Origin of the sequence: Aliiroseovarius sp. YM-037 (assembly GCF_048060095.1) — a bacterium.
In the GTDB taxonomy this organism is placed as follows: Bacteria; Pseudomonadota; Alphaproteobacteria; order Rhodobacterales; family Rhodobacteraceae; genus JBLUOA01.
In genome coordinates this window covers 1,870,740-1,886,992 of sequence record NZ_JBLUOA010000001.1, presented here as the reverse complement: position 1 = coordinate 1,886,992, position 16,253 = coordinate 1,870,740, and the positions used below count along the sequence as shown (strand labels likewise).

General features: G+C 58.5%; 17 protein-coding genes and 2 tRNA genes. 8 read left to right on the top strand and 11 right to left on the bottom strand.

The window, feature by feature from the left end; genetic code table 11:
- Positions 1 to 108: 108 nt before the first annotated feature.
- Both ACEWPJ_RS09315 and ACEWPJ_RS09310 read right to left on the bottom strand, forming a co-directional pair.
- The gene (locus ACEWPJ_RS09315) at positions 109 to 1,311 is read right to left on the bottom strand and encodes a pentapeptide repeat-containing protein (RefSeq protein WP_416512653.1); all 1,203 of its coding nucleotides are present in this window, start codon (positions 1,309 to 1,311) and stop codon (positions 109 to 111) included.
- A 116-nt stretch (positions 1,312 to 1,427) separates the two neighbouring features.
- Positions 1,428 to 2,999, bottom strand: a complete 1,572-nt coding sequence (locus tag ACEWPJ_RS09310) for an ABC transporter substrate-binding protein (RefSeq protein ID WP_416512651.1) — start codon at positions 2,997 to 2,999, stop codon at positions 1,428 to 1,430.
- 194 nt (positions 3,000 to 3,193) lie between these two features.
- On the opposite strand from ACEWPJ_RS09310, the gene ACEWPJ_RS09305 reads away from it, so the two are divergent.
- The gene (locus ACEWPJ_RS09305) at positions 3,194 to 3,934 is read left to right on the top strand and encodes a hypothetical protein (RefSeq protein ID WP_416512649.1); all 741 of its coding nucleotides are present in this window, start codon (positions 3,194 to 3,196) and stop codon (positions 3,932 to 3,934) included.
- Between the two features lie 241 nt (positions 3,935 to 4,175).
- Here the strand turns inward: ACEWPJ_RS09305 and ACEWPJ_RS09300 are convergent.
- Both ACEWPJ_RS09300 and ACEWPJ_RS09295 read right to left on the bottom strand, forming a co-directional pair.
- Positions 4,176 to 4,250 (bottom strand) — tRNA-Asn (locus tag ACEWPJ_RS09300).
- Positions 4,251 to 4,328: 78 nt separating this feature from the next.
- Positions 4,329 to 5,231 (bottom strand): MBL fold metallo-hydrolase, encoded by a 903-nt coding sequence (locus ACEWPJ_RS09295; protein ID WP_416512647.1) that lies wholly within the window; start codon positions 5,229 to 5,231, stop codon positions 4,329 to 4,331.
- Positions 5,232 to 5,279: 48 nt separating this feature from the next.
- Here ACEWPJ_RS09295 and ACEWPJ_RS09290 point away from each other — a divergent pair, with 48 nt between their 5' ends.
- Positions 5,280 to 6,599 carry an ATP-binding protein gene (locus ACEWPJ_RS09290; RefSeq protein WP_416512646.1) on the top strand — a complete coding sequence of 440 codons (1,320 nt, stop codon included), beginning with the start codon at positions 5,280 to 5,282 and terminating at the stop codon, positions 6,597 to 6,599.
- Here the strand turns inward: ACEWPJ_RS09290 and ACEWPJ_RS09285 are convergent.
- Both ACEWPJ_RS09285 and ACEWPJ_RS09280 read right to left on the bottom strand, forming a co-directional pair.
- A complete protein-coding gene (locus ACEWPJ_RS09285; RefSeq protein WP_416512643.1) occupies positions 6,596 to 8,263 on the bottom strand; it encodes a tryptophan halogenase family protein in 1,668 nt (555 codons plus the stop codon). The genes ACEWPJ_RS09290 and ACEWPJ_RS09285 overlap by 4 nt on opposite strands.
- A gap of 136 nt (positions 8,264 to 8,399) precedes the next feature.
- Positions 8,400 to 8,476 (bottom strand) — tRNA-Ile (locus tag ACEWPJ_RS09280).
- Between the two features lie 105 nt (positions 8,477 to 8,581).
- Here ACEWPJ_RS09280 and ACEWPJ_RS09275 point away from each other — a divergent pair.
- From ACEWPJ_RS09275 to rnd, 4 genes are all read left to right on the top strand, one after another.
- On the top strand, positions 8,582 to 9,031 hold the full coding sequence (locus ACEWPJ_RS09275; RefSeq protein WP_416512641.1) for an ABZJ_00895 family protein: 450 nt from the start codon (positions 8,582 to 8,584) through the stop codon (positions 9,029 to 9,031).
- A gap of 73 nt (positions 9,032 to 9,104) precedes the next feature.
- The gene (purM, locus tag ACEWPJ_RS09270; protein ID WP_416512640.1) at positions 9,105 to 10,151 is read left to right on the top strand and encodes a phosphoribosylformylglycinamidine cyclo-ligase; all 1,047 of its coding nucleotides are present in this window, start codon (positions 9,105 to 9,107) and stop codon (positions 10,149 to 10,151) included.
- Positions 10,148 to 10,741, top strand: a complete 594-nt coding sequence (gene purN, locus ACEWPJ_RS09265; RefSeq protein WP_416512639.1) for a phosphoribosylglycinamide formyltransferase — start codon at positions 10,148 to 10,150, stop codon at positions 10,739 to 10,741. Before purM ends, purN begins: the two co-directional genes overlap by 4 nt.
- A 69-nt stretch (positions 10,742 to 10,810) precedes the next feature.
- On the top strand, positions 10,811 to 11,992 hold the full coding sequence (gene rnd / locus ACEWPJ_RS09260; protein ID WP_416512637.1) for a ribonuclease D: 1,182 nt from the start codon (positions 10,811 to 10,813) through the stop codon (positions 11,990 to 11,992).
- Here the strand turns inward: rnd and ACEWPJ_RS09255 are convergent.
- Positions 11,979 to 12,443 (bottom strand): hypothetical protein, encoded by a 465-nt coding sequence (locus ACEWPJ_RS09255; protein ID WP_416512636.1) that lies wholly within the window; start codon positions 12,441 to 12,443, stop codon positions 11,979 to 11,981. The genes rnd and ACEWPJ_RS09255 overlap by 14 nt on opposite strands.
- Positions 12,444 to 12,573: 130 nt before the next feature.
- On the opposite strand from ACEWPJ_RS09255, the gene ACEWPJ_RS09250 reads away from it, so the two are divergent.
- Positions 12,574 to 12,999 (top strand): SufE family protein, encoded by a 426-nt coding sequence (locus ACEWPJ_RS09250; RefSeq protein WP_416512635.1) that lies wholly within the window; start codon positions 12,574 to 12,576, stop codon positions 12,997 to 12,999.
- On the opposite strand, the gene ACEWPJ_RS09245 is transcribed toward ACEWPJ_RS09250, so the two are convergent.
- The 4 genes from ACEWPJ_RS09245 to ACEWPJ_RS09230 form a co-directional block, all read right to left on the bottom strand.
- The gene (locus ACEWPJ_RS09245; protein WP_416512634.1) at positions 12,996 to 13,634 is read right to left on the bottom strand and encodes a DUF1638 domain-containing protein; all 639 of its coding nucleotides are present in this window, start codon (positions 13,632 to 13,634) and stop codon (positions 12,996 to 12,998) included. The genes ACEWPJ_RS09250 and ACEWPJ_RS09245 overlap by 4 nt on opposite strands.
- Complete coding sequence (locus ACEWPJ_RS09240; RefSeq protein ID WP_416513029.1) at positions 13,631 to 13,945, bottom strand: YbjQ family protein; 315 nt, start codon at positions 13,943 to 13,945, stop codon at positions 13,631 to 13,633. The genes ACEWPJ_RS09245 and ACEWPJ_RS09240 overlap by 4 nt, the downstream gene beginning before the upstream one ends.
- A 1-nt stretch (position 13,946) precedes the next feature.
- Complete coding sequence (locus ACEWPJ_RS09235) at positions 13,947 to 14,165, bottom strand: hypothetical protein (RefSeq protein WP_416512633.1); 219 nt, start codon at positions 14,163 to 14,165, stop codon at positions 13,947 to 13,949.
- Positions 14,166 to 14,258: 93 nt separating this feature from the next.
- A complete protein-coding gene (locus ACEWPJ_RS09230; protein ID WP_416512632.1) occupies positions 14,259 to 14,960 on the bottom strand; it encodes a corrinoid protein in 702 nt (233 codons plus the stop codon).
- Positions 14,961 to 15,163: 203 nt separating this feature from the next.
- On the opposite strand from ACEWPJ_RS09230, the gene ACEWPJ_RS09225 reads away from it, so the two are divergent.
- Positions 15,164 to 16,249, top strand: a complete 1,086-nt coding sequence (locus ACEWPJ_RS09225; protein ID WP_416512631.1) for a PA0069 family radical SAM protein — start codon at positions 15,164 to 15,166, stop codon at positions 16,247 to 16,249.
- Positions 16,250 to 16,253 lie beyond the last annotated feature (4 nt).

The window sequence follows — 16,253 nt, the reverse complement described above, 5'->3', positions numbered from 1 at the left end:
GCAATCAACGGGCGGCTTCAATAGCAAAGGCGCCCTTTAGCCTGGGGCTAGATTTTCAGCCCTTTGATCACACAGACGGGCTAAATGCGTCTGGCGTGCCGTGATCGACTAGAAAAACCAGTAGTATCCGGCCACTGAGATCAAACTAAGTGCGAGGGCGCTTTGCAGAAGACCTATCCAGGCCAACGCACCGACTGCCTCTACGATAGTGGTCTTTGGAACCGCTTTCAGTAGCCCATCCAGCACGCTCATGCGCTCAATCCCCACTCGAATGGAGGCAATTATGCTGTAGACAATTCCCGCAACAACCAAAGGGCGACCGAAGCCGCCAATCGGATCTGTCTGCTCATCCGTGCGCCGCGGTGTTCTGTAGATGTTTCGGGATATCCGGCCTTCGGGTGTCACCCAGAACATCTCTCCCGTCCAACTTTTTCGGGACAAGTGCACCAATATGTAGGCAACCGCAAAAATCGCTGCTTGTGCCAGCCCAATCCACACTGCTCGCCACATTGCGCCGCCGTGATCTAGGAACGCCTTGTGCCATATGCTGCGCGTGAGCATCGGCAAGAATGATGATTGCTCACCTGCATGCCAGCGAGCAATGGCCAACTCAGTAGTTGTTCGGCCGATTGCCTGTCGAACTTCCCTCCGACCAGCGCCGTCACCTGCCTCTGATAGTATCTTCTTGAGCTTGACCAATGCGGCCAAGTCTGGCCGCTCCGCAAGACGCTCACAGTTTTCGAAGCTGAGTTCGGACCAATCGCTCTTACAGAAGCCAACCCTCAAGTGAGCCAACCCAGATAGACTACTTGCGGTATCGCCAGTGACATCTCCACGTGTTTGCCAGACAGCTCCGCCTACCGCTGCGTTATCCAATACTGCCTCATCAATCACTGTGTTGATCAAGCGAGCGTTCGATAAATTCGCGCGTGCAAGATCAGCCTTGGAAAGGTTTGCGCCAGTCAAATCTGCATCAGAGAGGTCAGCACCAACTAGAACAGAACCATCCAGTTGCGCAGCTGCAAGGCTGGCACCAACAATGCTGGCATCGGTGAGACGTGCCCCTGAGAGAAGTGCCCCCTCCAAGCGAGATCCATCAAGCACGGCTCCGACCAAGGTCGAACCAGTGAAATCAAATCCGCTCAAGTTGGCACACCTTAGGTTGGCCCCCGACAAGTTGGCTCCCTTGAAGAGCGTCGCAGCCTCCTCCTTCGAAAGGTCGCTTGCCAGGTTTTGCCCCGAGAGATTTGGCGGATTCAAACCGACCCCCGACTCCGCTTCCTCCTGAGCGTGTCTGGCGATTTCGGCCACGATTTCCTCAGCTGGAGTCGGCTCCGACTGTATAGCGCTGCAATCTACAGCCCTCGCATCTCGTGCTTGAGCTAGCGTGAAGGCTACTGCCACGGCTAGCATCGGAATAAGTCGGGTCAATTGTCCACGCTCCAATCACCGAGGTCACCAATGCTGGCGTCTGGCAAGAAATTTGCGTCTATTCTAGGACTCGTCAGCCACCGAGCTTGAACGTCCTCTATTGGCAAGATTGCGCCATCCTCGATCACGATACCTTGCATCTCCTGCAGAACCGAACGTCGCTCCTCAGCGTCGAATATGAATGGGAGGCGTTCGTGCAATTCGTCGTAGCGCTCGTTTTCGAAGCCGAATGAGAAGTTCGAACTCTGGAATTGGTACGTTGCGTCTGTGGGGTCCAGCTCCTGGTAGAAGACTGGTCGTATCGCCAGATCGAAGTTGTCGGCAAACTGAAGCTCTTGAAAAAACTGTGCACTCTCAAGTTGTACTAGCCGAGGATTCAAATCAATTTGTTGAAGCTGCTCGGCTACTCGTCTCGCGATTTCGAGCTCTGACTGGAAGACCCGCGATGCAATCCTAATCTCGCGCCCCGTGGCTCCGACTTCTTCAACCAACGCGCGCGCGGCCCCACTATCCGGACTAAGCGTCGGCTCACTAATGGACCCTAGGAGATGCTGGGGAACAAATCCGTATGCTACCGATACGAGCCCCTCCGACAAGGGCGCGTCGGAGTATATCGACTGGACAATTTCCTGTGGGTCTATGCCCAATTGTATAGCCCTTCGCAGTTCGGGCGTATCAATCGTCTTTGGATTAATCGCCACGTAGCGCACAAACGATGCGGGTGTGTCGACTACCCTTACGCGATCACTAAACAGCAAGTCAGTGAGCAGTGGCGAACGATTGTATAGAACCTCAGGAGTCGCTCTCATCACGTCAATCTCGCCCGCCGCGAATCTTGCATCAGCTACTCTGTCATTGTGAATGACGATAAAACTCGCACGCTCTAGCTGAGCGCTCTCTCCTGACCAGTTCTCATCCCTTTCCAAGCTCAAGTGTGAACCAGGAACGAGCTCACATATTTTGAATCTCCCGCTTGTGGGCCCCTGATCGATACCAAAACTGGTGGTGCCAGCGGACGAACTCCTCGAACCTTCAACAACGCAGGCCGCCCCCCAAGGTAATACCTTCTTCGCGAAATCAGCGACCGGACTCTCCAGCACAATTTCGATGGAGTCACCGGTGTTCGTCACGTCCTTAAGCTGTGCCCAAAACACCGAGTTTCTCGGCTTCTTTTCAGCCCCCATGCCCGCTACACGCCGAAAAGATGCGACCACATCGTCCGCGCTGATGTTAGAACCGCTGGACCAAGTCTGGGAGCGCAGGGCGAAGCTGTACTTCCTACCATCATCGCTAACCTCCCAACCAGTTGCCAGATGCGGGACGATTTCCCACTCAACGTTTCCCTGGGTGGTTTGCTTGGCCCTCACTAGCGGAGCAAGGATGTTGCGGGTAATGACCTCGTCTTCGCCTCGCGTGTCCATTGGGTCGAAGGAATGGAAGTCGGTACGCCGACGAATTCGCAATCCGCCGGAGTGGCAGCTTGCATGGACTGCCGGGGCAGCAAGGACCACTGCAGATCCAGTTCCCAAGCGCAGAGCATCTCGTCGGGAAAAAAGCTTCTGGGCCAATGCTACCTCCTACAATGCTTATTTCGGTATGTTCGTTTGGGCCTCGTGAAAAAACGTCTCCCACAAACATTCACACTGTGAATGATGCAACATCTGTTCACATCAGCTCAAGGTCCGCTTAAGGGAAACTGCATTGCAGCACTGAGTGACACAATGAACGGCAGGAATGGGCCGGTAGCGAACCGTCGCGATACTTGCTTGCAGAAGGTGTTGAGAAAGACATAGGAGCAGGCAAAGTCATTGAGAGGCGCAACCCGGCGCCAGAGCTTCTGAGCGGACAGCCGATGGTCTTTCAGGGCGCTCTGGCGGGGTTGAGCTTCAAGAAAAAGTATCGGGTTGTGACGCTCAGCTTTCACCGCGATGACATTGATGTCGCGGCGTTCAACTCTGGCGACCCAGTGTTAAGGCAACAGGTCGCTGCCGCCGTGGAACTGGTCTTTGAAACGGCGTTTGCCGGGGTGCCCTTGGAAGCGCGCCCGCCTCATCTCGTGACAACCCATACGCATCTCGGACGGCTCGAAGTGAACATCGCGGTGCCGAGGTTCGTGCTGTCACCAGAGGGTAAGATCAGGAGCATCAATCCACATCCAATGCAGCGCGGCTGCCCGCCCGAGCAGATCGTCTTCCGTCTGGTCCGCAAGCTCTTGAATGTCGGACCAGGTAAAATCCTGGTGTTTGGGCTTCTTCAGAAAATGGATGTGAACCTCCGAAATGCGTTCTTCGAAGATTCGGAAGTGGTGCTGCTCGACTTCGGTGACCGTTTGCACTTCGGCGAGCAGGCAGAACAATTTGACTTTCGAGCGTCGGGCATCTGCAGTCTTGTCATCAATTTTTCCAGCGGCCTGTGCGGATTTGATGCTTCGTTCGCACGCGCCGGCAAAGTCCACTCCGTAAGGGAATTTCTTCGGAGAGAGCCACGAGGACGGGTGCTTTAGATGTGGATAACCCCGGGATCCGTCTGCGAAAATACAGTCTTCCGGATTGGCGGTAGAGGTACGAAGGGGATGGCATCTGCTCTCCTGAGTATGGAGAGCCACCTGACGAGACCAAGGAAGTCCCTGAACCGGAGAGGCAACTGCTTGTGCAACCTCATGTGCAACCAATTTCACCCCAGGCTTCGCTGAGCATCGAAGCCAAAACTGAAAATCACACATTTTCAGTAGCTTGAGGGGGAATTGGCTCCGGCGGTAGGGATCGAACCTACGACCAATTGATTAACAGTCAACTGCTCTACCGCTGAGCTACGCCGGAACACGTCGGGTGATATAACGGCGGGGTGGGGCCGCGTCCAGAGGGTTTTATCACAAAATTGCAGGAAAATTCACCCGGTCAGCGCAGGGTGAAAATACTGTCGAACCCAAGTGCGCCGTCGACCGACACAAGACCCCGCACGTGCTGGTCGATCAGGTGGGCAAACACGTTCCTTTCTGCGGCGGGCAGAAGGGCAGGCGGAACATCCGTATATATCCGCGCGGTGAGGGAGGCGGCGGTGCTTGGCCCCAGCCGAAGCGCGTCGAGGATTTGCGCGTCGCGGGATTTTCGGTGGTCGATTAACCAGTTAAGTCGGTCTTTTGGCTCTGTCACGGGGGCGCCGTGTGCCGGGTGGTAGATGCGGCTGTTGCGCGCCATAAGGCGTTCGCAGGATGCCATGAAGGCCGTCAGGTCGCCGTCAGGGGGCGAGACAAGCGAGCTTGCCCAGCCCATCACGTGATCGCCGGTGAACAGGGTTTCGCCCATTTCAAAGCACATATGGTTGGCCATGTGACCCGGCGTCCAAAGCGCGGTGAGGTGGGTTCCGCCGACGGTAATCTCTTCTTCATCGGACAAAATCACATCGGGCGCGAAATCGGGGTCAACCCCTTCGCCGCCCCCGACCGCGCCGGTTTTGGCAAGGCCCGACATATGCTCGGCCCGTCCGGCGAGGCTGTCGCCGAGGGCCATGACCGGCGCATCCGTTGCGTCGGCGAGCGGACGGGCAAGGGGGGAGTGGTCGATGTGGCTATGCGTGACAAGGATGGCGTCGACCTTTGCGCCGTCGATTGCGGCGATCAACGCGTTGAGGTGCTGCGGGTCATTCGGCCCGGGGTCGATCACGGCAAGACGATCGGTGCCGATCAGAAACGTATTCGTGCCGTGCAAGGTCATTGGCGACGGGTTCGGGGCGAGTATGCGTCGCAGGCCGGGCTCAAGCTCTGCCACAACACCCGGCTCAATATCTGATTTGTCGGCCATTCGATTTACCTGCTTCCTGTTTTGCGCGTCGCCCGCTACGGTTTCGCCATGTTCTTTGCCTGGCTCAAACGCTATATGCCCCGCGGTCTTTACGGTCGCGCTGCGCTTATTCTGATTGTGCCGATTTTCACGATCCAACTGGTAGTGTCCATAGTCTTCATCCAACGACATTTTGAGGACGTGACCCGTCAGATGAGCACAAATGTCGTTCGGGAGCTTTCGTTCCTTTTGGATGAAATCGACGGCGAGCAATCGCTCGACGGCGCGCTGGAAGAGTTGGAGGAGCTGAGGGAGCCGCTGGCGTTTCGGACGGAGCTTCCGACGGACGAGGTGATTGAGGATGGCAGGCTGTTCTACGATCTGTCGGGCCGCATCATCATCGAAGTGTTGCGGACGGCAGAACCGGATATCAAAGCGATAGATCTTTCGACAGCAGACCACCTTGTCTCGCTGCTTGCTCCGACGCGTCATGGGGACATGCTGGTCGAATTTTCGCGGCGCCGGGTTTCCGCGTCGAACCCACATCAGTTGCTTGTGCTCATGGTGTTTACCGGCCTGCTAATGACGCTGATCGCTTTCCTGTTTCTGCGGAACCAGCTTCGCCCGATCAAGCGCCTTGCCGTCGCATCGGAGGCGTTCGGCAAGGGGCGGTCGGTACCATACCACCCGTCTGGTGCGACAGAGGTTCGGGCGGCGGGCAGTTCGTTCCTGAACATGCGCAACCGGATTGAGCGCCAGATTGAACAGCGCACGCGGATGCTGTCGGGGGTCAGCCACGATCTGCGCACACCGTTGACCCGGCTGAAGCTAGGGCTGTCGATGGAGGAGCAGGACGAGGACGTCGCCGCAATGCTGCGTGATGTTGAGGATATGGAGCAACTTCTGGACGGTTTCCTCAACTTCGCACGCGGCGATGCGGCCGATGAGTTGCTGGAGAGTGATCCGATCACGATTGCCCGCGAAGCGGTCGAGAAGGCCGCGCGGGGAGGCCGTGACGTGGCGATTGGCTCGGTCGAGGGGGTAGGGCAAGTCATGCTGCGCCCGGTGGCGATTGGGCGTGCGCTCGACAATCTGATCGGTAATGCGCTGCGCTATGGCACGCGGGCGCGGGTCAGCGTCGCGTTGACCGATAAGGTTGTCCGATTCACGGTCGAAGACGACGGACCCGGGATCGCGCCGGAGGATCGGGAGGAGGCGTTAAAGCCGTTCGTCCGATTGGAGCCTGCTCGCAACCAGAACAAGGGCAGCGGGGTCGGCCTTGGTCTATCCATTGCGATTGATGTCGCGCGAGGGCATGGCGGGACGCTGCGACTGGGGGAGAGTGATGACCTCGGCGGCCTGAAGGTTGATCTGGTCCTCGCCCGTTAAAGCAATCCAGCTTCGTCGTTGGCCCTGAATTCCGGCAGTTTGACTATTGCGCGGGCCTGCGGAGCCATACCGGGTAGCGGCACGGTTGGGTTGCCTGATTGCAGTGCCCAAGGCTCCGCTGGAGGAACAAGCTCTCCGCGCAGTTCGGTCAGCAGGGTTCGATGGTCGGCGGTCGCTTTGACGATGCCTTCGGTGCGCTTGCGGCTACGCGCCAGGTAGGTTTTCCACCGCGCGGCGTCTAGCGCGCCGCCGCTGTCGAACGTGCCCTCGCCATAGCCGGTTTCGTAGACCCGTTTGCCGAGCAGCACAGTCGTGTAGGTCGCCGACGAGAATAGCGATGCGAACCCCAGATCAAAAGTCGCGGGCAGTTTGTATTTCCAAAGCTCCAGATTTTCGGCAAGGCTGTCCGGCACCTCAAGCTGGCTGCGGGCGTCTATCCAATATTCGTCATCCGTCCGATTGCCGAGCGCATAGTGAAGGCAGATGAAATCGCGCACCTCGTCGTAAAGCTTGCCGGTCAGCGTATTATACCGCTTGCGCAGCGGGTCGGCGAAATCTGAATCCGGGAACAGGTTGATCAGCCATTTCACGCCCGCGTCGATCATGTGGATGGCTGTGGATTCCAGCGGTTCTATAAAGCCGCCGGACAGACCGATTGCGACGCAATTCTTGACCCAAGCGTTCTGGTTCCGTCCGACACGCATGGGGATCACCCGCGGCTCCGCATCTTTGACGCCGAGGTGTTTTACAAACTCTTCCCGCGCCTCTTCATCCGTCCGATGGGCGCTGGAATAAACGTAGCCGGTGCCAATTCGATTAAACAGCGGCACGCGCCAGCTCCACCCGGCCCCAAGGGCGGAGGCGTGGGTCATCGGTTCGATCTTCTCATCCGGGTGCGGGATCTGGACCGCCATCGCCCGATCATTGGCGAGGTATTTGGAATAGCTGACGAACGGTTCTTTTAGCGCCTCGTTGATGATAAGTCCGCGAAATCCGGTGCAGTCGATGACAAGTTCAATCGGGTGGTGGCCGCGATCTTTCAACTCTAGTCCGGTGATGAAGCCGCGTTCATCCTGTTTGACCTCAAGCATGTCATCAAGGATGTGTTCCACCCCGCGGGCGATGCAGACCTCTTTCAACATCCCCGCAAACCGCCCGGCGTCGAGATGATAGGCATAACCGACGGTTGAGTCGTATTCTTTGCCGCCCAAGGGACGCGGGCCTTTGCAGGCGGCACCCAAATCCACGCTTGGTGAAAAGGACTGAACGAAATCAAGCCCGCCTGCGCCGTATTCCTGAAAGAAATATCCCGCGTCGATCTGATCTATCATCGGCGCGCGGGCGAACGGGTTGACGTAGCTGATCGGCTTGCCCTTCGCGTCGTTGTTCCAGTTGTCGAACATGACGCCAAGCTTGAAAGACGCGTTGCAGGTTTTGAAAAACTGCTGTTCCGAAATGCCGACCTTGCGCAGGGTCATCGGCATACCCGGCACGGTCGCTTCGCCCACACCGACTGTCGGGATGTTTGGGGATTCAATCAGCGAAATTTTCATCGACCGTTTACCGTCAGAATTTGATCGGGCAAAGGCATCGAGCAACACGGCGGTCATCCATCCCGCCGTGCCGCCCCCGACGATTGTGACATTGCTGATTGGCTTCCCCATCGGGCGACTCCTCGGTCAAATTTGGATCACTAAAATACGCGCCAAACGAGCCAAAAATACCAACGCGCCCGTCGTTGAACGTGACCTTAGCGCGGGCGGGGGGACATTGCTATATCGTGTTTTGAAGGGGTGACGGTGGTAGGCCCGGAGGGACTCGAACCCCCAACCAAAGCGTTATGAGCGCTCTGCTCTAACCAATTGAGCTACAGGCCCGACCTGAGGCGCATGGGTAGCAGACGGGCCGTCCGGGTCAAGCTATTTGGCTTTCCGAAAATCAGAAAATACGCTAACGCTTTCAGTGATTATTGGAGGCTGCATATGCGATCATCAAAGACGGCGCTCGTGTTGGTGTTCACGGTTGTCTTCGGCGTTTTGTTCGTCGGGATTGGCATCGTGCTCTATGCAGGCTTTGACATGACGACACCCGGCTGGCTTAGCCCGGTTGCCGTGGTGATTGCCGCCGTGATCGCCGGGCGTCGGTTCTACGCGAAGGAGGGCGCGCCGCCCGTGCCAACGCAGTCCTGGCATCTGGCGGCGTGGTTTACCTTTGGTGCGTTTCTGGTCGTGACGGTAGCATCGGTTTTGCTGTCGCCGGAACTGACAGCACTTTGGCCGATGAATCCTTCGCTGCTGATAACGCTGATGCTGGAAGGGCGGGCGACCGGGCCGCTGATCGTGCTGAATGTCATCGTGATCGCGTTGCTGTTTCTTGCCGCGCGGGTGTTTTTTCCGCAAGGGGCTAAGATGCGCGCGGCCTCAGAGACCTGATCGCGCATGGACAGCGCCGCCGCGCCCTGCTAACCCGCGCTCAGCAAAATTTGGATCAAATGGGGATCTGCCGATGACCTCTGGCAAGAACGGGCTGACCTACGCGGATGCGGGCGTGGATATCGATGCGGGCAATGCGCTGATCGACCGGATCAAGCCTGCGGCGAAACGCACCGCGCGGCCCGGCGTGATGGCGGGTTTGGGTGGCTTTGGCGCGTTGTTCGACCTAAAGGCGGCGGGCTATTCCGATCCAATCCTTGTTGGCGCGACGGACGGCGTCGGCACCAAGCTCCGGATTGCGATTGATACCGGGCGGTTCGATACAATCGGGATCGACCTCGTTGCGATGTGCGTCAATGACCTGGTCTGTCAGGGGGCGGAGCCGCTGTTCTTCCTCGATTATTTCGCGACCGGCAAGCTGGAGCTTGAGGCCGCGACGACCATCATCGAAGGCATCGCCGAGGGCTGCGCGCAATCCGGTTGCGCCCTGATCGGCGGCGAAACGGCTGAAATGCCGGGGATGTATCACGGCGGTGATTTTGACCTTGCGGGCTTTGCCGTTGGCGCGATGGAGCGGGGCGGCGATCTGCCTTCTGGCGTTGCTGTCGGTGATGTCCTTCTGGGCCTTGCATCGAACGGGGTGCATTCCAACGGCTATTCGCTGGTCCGAAAGGTGGTCGACCTTTCCGGCCTTGGCTGGGATGGCGACAACCCGTTTGGTGAAGGCACGCTGGGCGACGCGCTGCTCGCCCCGACGCGCCTTTATGTGAAGCAATGCCTCGCCGCCGTGCGGGCAGGGGGCGTTCACGCGCTTGCCCATATCACAGGTGGTGGCTTGACCGAAAACCTTCCCCGCGTGCTGCCTGACGGCGCCGGGGCAGACATTGACCTTGGCGCTTGGACGTTGTCGCCGGTCTTCCGCTGGTTGGCCGAAACCGCTGGGATTGAGGAACGCGAACTTCTCAAAACCTTTAACGCCGGTATCGGCATGGTGCTGGTGGTGGCTGAGGATCAGGCGGATGCGCTGACGGTGCAGTTGGAGGGTGACGGCGAGACTGTCTACCACCTCGGCCACATCACTGACGGCGCGGGCGTGCGCTATTCGGGCAAGCTCCTTTGACGAAACGCGTTGCGATCCTGATTTCCGGCGGCGGCTCAAACATGGTGGCGCTAGCAGAGGATATGGTTGGCGATCACCCAGCGCGGCCCGTTCTGGTGCTGTCGAACGATCCGAAAGCGGGTGGCTTGCAAAAGGCGCGCGACATGGGCATCGCCACCGCCGCCGTCGATCACCGGCCCTTCGGCGATGACCGCAGCGCGTTTGAAGCGGCCTTGAAGGAAGAACTTGACCGTACCGGACCCGACATTATCTGCCTTGCCGGGTTCATGCGAATTCTAACGCCGTCTTTCATCGCCGCCTACGCCGGACGGACGCTGAATATTCACCCGTCCCTGCTGCCGAAATACAAAGGGCTCAACACCCACGCCCGCGCGATTGAGGCCGGGGATGCCGAGGCCGGCTGTTCCGTTCACGAGGTCACCGCGGACCTTGATGCCGGTCCGGTGCTTGGGCAGGCGCGTGTTGCGATCCGGCCCGATGAAACACCGGAAACGCTGGCCGCGCGGGTTCTGCCGCTGGAACACCGCCTTTACCCCGCAGTTCTGCGCCGGTTTGCCAGCGGTGATCGCAGCTTGGTTACTTTGTCCTAACGCTTCCCATCGCTGCCGATTTCAAATAGAACAGGCGGAAGCATAACAAGAACAACACGACGAGCTTTCATGAAGACCATCACCACGACCGACGAATTGGCCAATTTTTGCGAAGCGGCCAAGGCACATCCCTATGTCACCGTGGACACGGAGTTTCTGAGAGAGCGGACCTATTATTCCAAACTGTGCTTGGTGCAGCTTGCGATGCCGGGCAAAGATGACAGCACTGCTGTCTTGGTCGATCCGCTGGTCAATGGCCTGTCGCTTGAACCGCTTTATGATCTGTTTCGCGATGAAAGCGTGGTCAAAGTGTTCCATGCGGCGCGACAAGATCTTGAGATTTTCTTTATCGAAGGCGGCGTGTTTCCCAAACCGTTGTTTGATACGCAGGTTGCCGCGATGGTCTGTGGGTTCGGCGAACAGGTCGGCTATGAAACCCTTGTGCGCAAGATTGCGCGGGCGAGCGTCGATAAGACCTCGCGCTTTACCGATTGGTCCCGTCGTCCGCTGACGGACGCCCAGAAGACCTATGCGCTGGCCGATGTAACGCATCTGCGGGTCGTCTATGAATTCCTCGCGGCGGAGCTGAAGAAATCCGGCCGCAGCCCGTGGGTGGAGGAGGAGCTTGAGGTTTTGACCTCCCCCGATACCTACATCATCAAGCCGGATGAGGCTTGGCGGCGGGTCAAAACGCGCACGAACTCTGGTAAGTTTCTCGCGCTGGTGCGTGAACTGGCCCGGTTTCGTGAAACCCATGCACAAAGCGCGAATGTTCCCCGCAATCGGGTCTACAAGGACGACGCGCTGTTGGAGCTCGCCTCAACCAAACCGCGCAGCTTGCAAGACCTCGGGCGGTCCCGGCTATTGCTGCGCGAGGCTCGCAAGGGCGTGATTGCGGAGGGGATTCTGGCGGCTGTCACGGCGGCGCTTGAGTCTGACCCTGCAACCCACCCCAAGCCTGACACGTCGCGCGACAAGCTGAACGTTAATCCGGCGCTGGCGGACTTGCTGCGGGTCTTGCTGAAATCAAAGGCAGAAACCGAAGGTGTTGCGCAAAAACTGGTTGCGACGGCGTCAGAGCTCGACGCGATAGCGGCTGGTCAGCGCGATGTGCCGTCGATGAAGGGTTGGCGCAATACGGTGTTCGGGGCGGACGCCCGGCGTCTATGCGAAGGCAAGGTCGCGCTGGCGGCCAAGGGCAGTCAGGTTACGGTTGTCGCGCTGACGGAAAGCGCGGTCAGCGACGGCTGATCCGGCTGGTTTGTGATCCCAGCACGCGGATTGACCGCACCCCCTGAAGTTTGATGTTGGAAACTTCCCGTGCGACCACGACCTCGCGCGATTGCTGCGTTGAAACGCGTTGGAAATCAAACGGTTCTGCGAGGCGGAAGCTGTAGGTCAACACGCCGTTTTCATCAGGCCGTTCGCGGTTTTCGGCGATCAGTTCAGCGTTGAAGAACCCTTGGGTTGGTGGCAGGCCAACCGCCCGGATGATCGCGCCGCCCGGCGTGCGGTCGATTTGAAGGTCAATCACCTGCGATACCAGCGGACGCGCATCGCGCGGTGCCGCTTCGCCGTCGGCGCCGACGGTCAGCGTTTCTTCTTGCTGGCCGCGACCGAACCAGTTGAACGGATTAAGGCGGCTGCCACAGGCGCTGAGCAGCAGCGCGGCGATGGAAAGTGCGATGATCGGGGTCTTCATAGTTACCGGTCCCTCATGTTCCCTTTCGGGTTAGCCCAAAGTGCGTTGCTTGAAAACCCGTCATGATGTGGTCTGGACCTTTTGTCCGCGCGGGCCTAGGTGAAAGGCACACTAGTTACAGGAGCGCCGCGTGCCGACCGAAGCCTTTGAAGAAATTGCAGAGACCTTCGACTTTCTTGACGATTGGGAGGAACGATATCGCTATGTCATCGAGCTTGGCAAAGCGATGCCGCCGCTGGATGACGCCGTGAAGGTTCCCGCGACCAAAGTTGACGGATGCGCAAGCCAGGTTTGGATTTTGCCGCAGATCGACGGGCAGGGGCAGGGCGCGACATTCCAGTTTCAGGGTGACAGCGATGCGATGATCGTGCGCGGCTTAATCGCCATTCTCGGCGCGCTTTACAACGGCGTGTCAGTGGATGAGGTGTTGAAAACCGACGCAGCGGCCGAACTGAAACGGCTGGGGCTTGATGAACATCTATCGTCGCAGCGATCGAACGGACTGCGGGCGATGATTGAACGGATCAGGCTGCTGGCTGCCGAAACTTGCGCCTAGCCGAGTCTCTGTAGCGTTGTTTCAAGGTCGCCATACCCGGTAAAGCGGCGTTCATATGCCAACCCCAAACGCTTTGCGCAATCTTCGGCCTTCGCATCAAGTGCGGGGTCATTAATCTGCGCCTGATAGACCAGCTTGGTGTAGTTGCCAAAGATCATGTCACGCAGTTCCGGGTGTTTATCAAGGCCCATCGGCTTCCAGATGAACGCATCGAATTGCCGGACGAGGAAATCCGTCAGGTAGAAGGCGGTAAACTCCGTTTCGGAAGTTTTGGCAAAAACCTCATTGCCTTCAAAGAACGAATAGCAATGCGGCCCTTCGACCATCTCAACGCCCAGTTCTTCGCATTTTGCCTGTAGCTGTCCACCGGTTCCGCAATCGGCATAGACAACAAAGATGTCATCATACTGATCGCGATGTTCGATGACGGATTTTTCTACCGCCTCGGTGATCTTTTCAGGGTAAAGGTGGTATTTGGCGGGCAGGCAGGTCAGGTCCAGATGGGACCAGTCATTCGCCTCTTTCAGCGCAAGAATTTCGCGGGCGAGGGCACCGCAAGCTATCAGAAGGATTTGGCCGCCGCCGCCAGCCTTGACCAACCCATCCTCCGTCAAACTGTGATCGCTGAGCTTCATTTCAGCCGCACAGCGGTGCCGTAAAACACGACTTCTGACGCAGCTTGCTGGATGGTTGAGGTTTGCATCCGCACGCCGACAATCGCATCGGCCCCAAGCAGGCGCGCTTCGGCGATCATCCGGTCATAGGCCTGTTCCCGCGCCCCGGCGAGCAGCTGGTTGTATTCCCGCACCTCTCCGCCGACGAGGTTCCGCAGGCTCGCCACGATGTCAGACCCCAGATGTTTCGCGCGAACGGTGGAGCCTTTGACAAGGCCGAGCGCCTGTGCGACCTCGCGCCCCGCAATCCCGTCGGTCGTGACAACCATCATTTCACTTTTCGATTCGGTCATAGTGATCATCCTCCGCGTTCGATAGGCGTTCTGCGATGACACGCCAGACGACGTAGCCGACAAGGGCCGCGGGGATAAAGGCGATCCATCCGATGACGGGCACCTGCATACTCGCCGCGACCAGCGCACCGATCCAAACCGTCGCCGCCGCAGCGGCCACGACACAGACAAGCAGCAGCACAAATTTATCGAGTGGCATCACATCCTCCAGTCCAGATATGCGCCCGGTCTAATGTAAAAAGACCCCGAACGCGATTGCGCCGGGGTCTTTGCAATCCAAAATCCCGGACGTTTAGCCGGCAGCGGCCTGATTATGCTTCCGCGCCATGAATTCCTTGGCGGTTTCAACAGCAACGGCTGCATCGCGACAGTAGGCGTCAGCGCCGATTGCTTTGCCGAACTCTTCGTTCAGGGGCGCACCGCCGACCAGCACGATATAGTCATCGCGCATGCCTTTTTCGACCAGCGTATCAATGACCACCTTCATGTAAGGCATCGTGGTCGTCAGCAAGGCCGACATGCCCAGAATATCCGCGTCTTCGGCCTCAAGACCCTCGACGTAGTTTTCAACCGGGTTGTTGATGCCAAGGTCCACAACCTCAAACCCGGCGCCTTCCATCATCATGCTGACAAGGTTCTTGCCAATGTCGTGGATGTCGCCCTTGACCGTGCCGATCACCATCTTACCGACGCGCGGCGCACCGGTTTCGGCCAGCAGGGGCTTCAGGATGGACATGCCGGATTTCATCGCGTTCGCGGCCAAAAGCACCTCGGGGACGAAAAGGATACCGTCGCGGAAGTCCTTGCCGACGATGGTCATGCCAGCGACCAACGCTTCGGTCAGAACGCGGTAGGGTTCCCATCCGCGACCCAGCAGAATGTCGACTCCTTCGTCGATTTCTTCCTTGAGACCATCGTAAAGGTCATCGTGCATTTGCAACACAAGCTCGTCATCGGGGAGTTCCGACAGGATGATATCGTCTTCTTCGGCCATGTTCTTTTCCCTGGCTCTGGCGCGGATGCGCCGGTTTCCTAACTGACTATTCGGCTTTTTGCGGTCGTTCGGGTTGCTAAATAGCGACATCGCTGACGCTGCAACCGACGAAATGCCCTGCAACAAAGGCAAACTTGGCGTTTCCTTCGCCGGATTTCGTTGCCGGGCTGGTCTGTGCGCGACAAATGTTCTATTTTTGTTCTATGACAGCCCGTGATCCACAAAACCCCAGAATAGGCACGGCGCGTGGCCGTGGCGCCCGCACCAATCGCGCGGGCCGGTATGAAAGGTTTGCCGAGGAGGTCATTGATGACGGCTGGCCCGGGGATGGAGAGGCGCTGCCCCCGCTGCGGACTGTTGTGACCGAGGAGGCGCCGCGCAGTGCGCTTAACTACAACAGTTCGCCAGACTTGCCGTTTGATCGGTCCGTAAACCCCTATCGCGGGTGCGAACATGGCTGCATCTACTGCTATGCCCGTCCGGGGCACGCGTGGTTGGGGATGTCGCCGGGGCTGGACTTTGAAACGCGGCTGATCGCCCGTCCCACGATGCCAAGCGTGCTCGCGAAAGAACTGGGGCGCCGGTCTTACAACCCCGCGACGATTGCGATCGGAACCTATACCGACCCGTATCAACCGATTGAACGGGAACGAAAAATCATGCGCGGTATCCTCGAAGTGCTGGCGGCGCATCGGCACCCCGTCGCCATCGTGACCAAGGGCACGTTGATTGAACGCGACATTGATATCCTGTCGTCCATGGCCGCGCAAAATCTGGTGCGGGTCGGGGTGTCGGTGACGACTCTGGACCGCGACATCGCCCGCAGGATGGAGCCGCGCGTGCCGCCGCCCGCCCGTCGTTTGCAGGTGATCCGGCGCTTGACGGATGCTGGCATTCCGGTGCGGGTTATGGCCTCGCCCCTCGTCCCCGGACTGACGGATCATGAGCTTGAGGCGATTCTGACCGCCGGGAAGGAAAACGGTGCGACGGCGGCCAGTTGGATCATGCTGCGCTTGCCGCAAGAAGTCTCTCCGCTGGTGCAGGAGTGGCTGGCGGAGCATTTCCCAAACCGCGCGGCGGGAGTCATGGCGAGATTGCGCGAAATGCACGGGGGCAAGGATTACGACGCCGCGTGGGGGCGTCGGATGCGGGGCGAGGGGCAATATGCTGAAATGGTCGCCCATAGATTTGCCCTTTCTGTTCGTCGTCTTGGTCTTTTGACCGACCTGTCGCCATTGCGGGCCGATCTGTTCCAGCCGCCGGGGGGACGGCAACTGGAATTGTTCTAACGGT

What these genes read in the sequence shown, in the direction of transcription:
- ACEWPJ_RS09295 (WP_416512647.1), bottom strand. Translation starts at nt 5,231, where the DNA reads ATGGCCGACAAATCAGATATTGAGCCGGGTGTTGTGGCAGAGCTTGAG.
- purM (WP_416512640.1), top strand. Translation starts at nt 9,105, where the DNA reads ATGACCTCTGGCAAGAACGGGCTGACCTACGCGGATGCGGGCGTGGAT.
- ACEWPJ_RS09245 (WP_416512634.1), bottom strand. Translation starts at nt 13,634, where the DNA reads ATGAAGCTCAGCGATCACAGTTTGACGGAGGATGGGTTGGTCAAGGCT.
- ACEWPJ_RS09230 (WP_416512632.1), bottom strand. Translation starts at nt 14,960, where the DNA reads ATGGCCGAAGAAGACGATATCATCCTGTCGGAACTCCCCGATGACGAG.
- ACEWPJ_RS09235 (WP_416512633.1), bottom strand. Translation starts at nt 14,165, where the DNA reads ATGCCACTCGATAAATTTGTGCTGCTGCTTGTCTGTGTCGTGGCCGCT.
- ACEWPJ_RS09285 (WP_416512643.1), bottom strand. Translation starts at nt 8,263, where the DNA reads ATGGGGAAGCCAATCAGCAATGTCACAATCGTCGGGGGCGGCACGGCG.
- ACEWPJ_RS09240 (WP_416513029.1), bottom strand. Translation starts at nt 13,945, where the DNA reads ATGATGGTTGTCACGACCGACGGGATTGCGGGGCGCGAGGTCGCACAG.
- ACEWPJ_RS09225 (WP_416512631.1), top strand. Translation starts at nt 15,164, where the DNA reads ATGACAGCCCGTGATCCACAAAACCCCAGAATAGGCACGGCGCGTGGC.
- ACEWPJ_RS09290 (WP_416512646.1), top strand. Translation starts at nt 5,280, where the DNA reads ATGTTCTTTGCCTGGCTCAAACGCTATATGCCCCGCGGTCTTTACGGT.
- ACEWPJ_RS09275 (WP_416512641.1), top strand. Translation starts at nt 8,582, where the DNA reads ATGCGATCATCAAAGACGGCGCTCGTGTTGGTGTTCACGGTTGTCTTC.
- rnd (WP_416512637.1), top strand. Translation starts at nt 10,811, where the DNA reads ATGAAGACCATCACCACGACCGACGAATTGGCCAATTTTTGCGAAGCG.
- ACEWPJ_RS09255 (WP_416512636.1), bottom strand. Translation starts at nt 12,443, where the DNA reads ATGAAGACCCCGATCATCGCACTTTCCATCGCCGCGCTGCTGCTCAGC.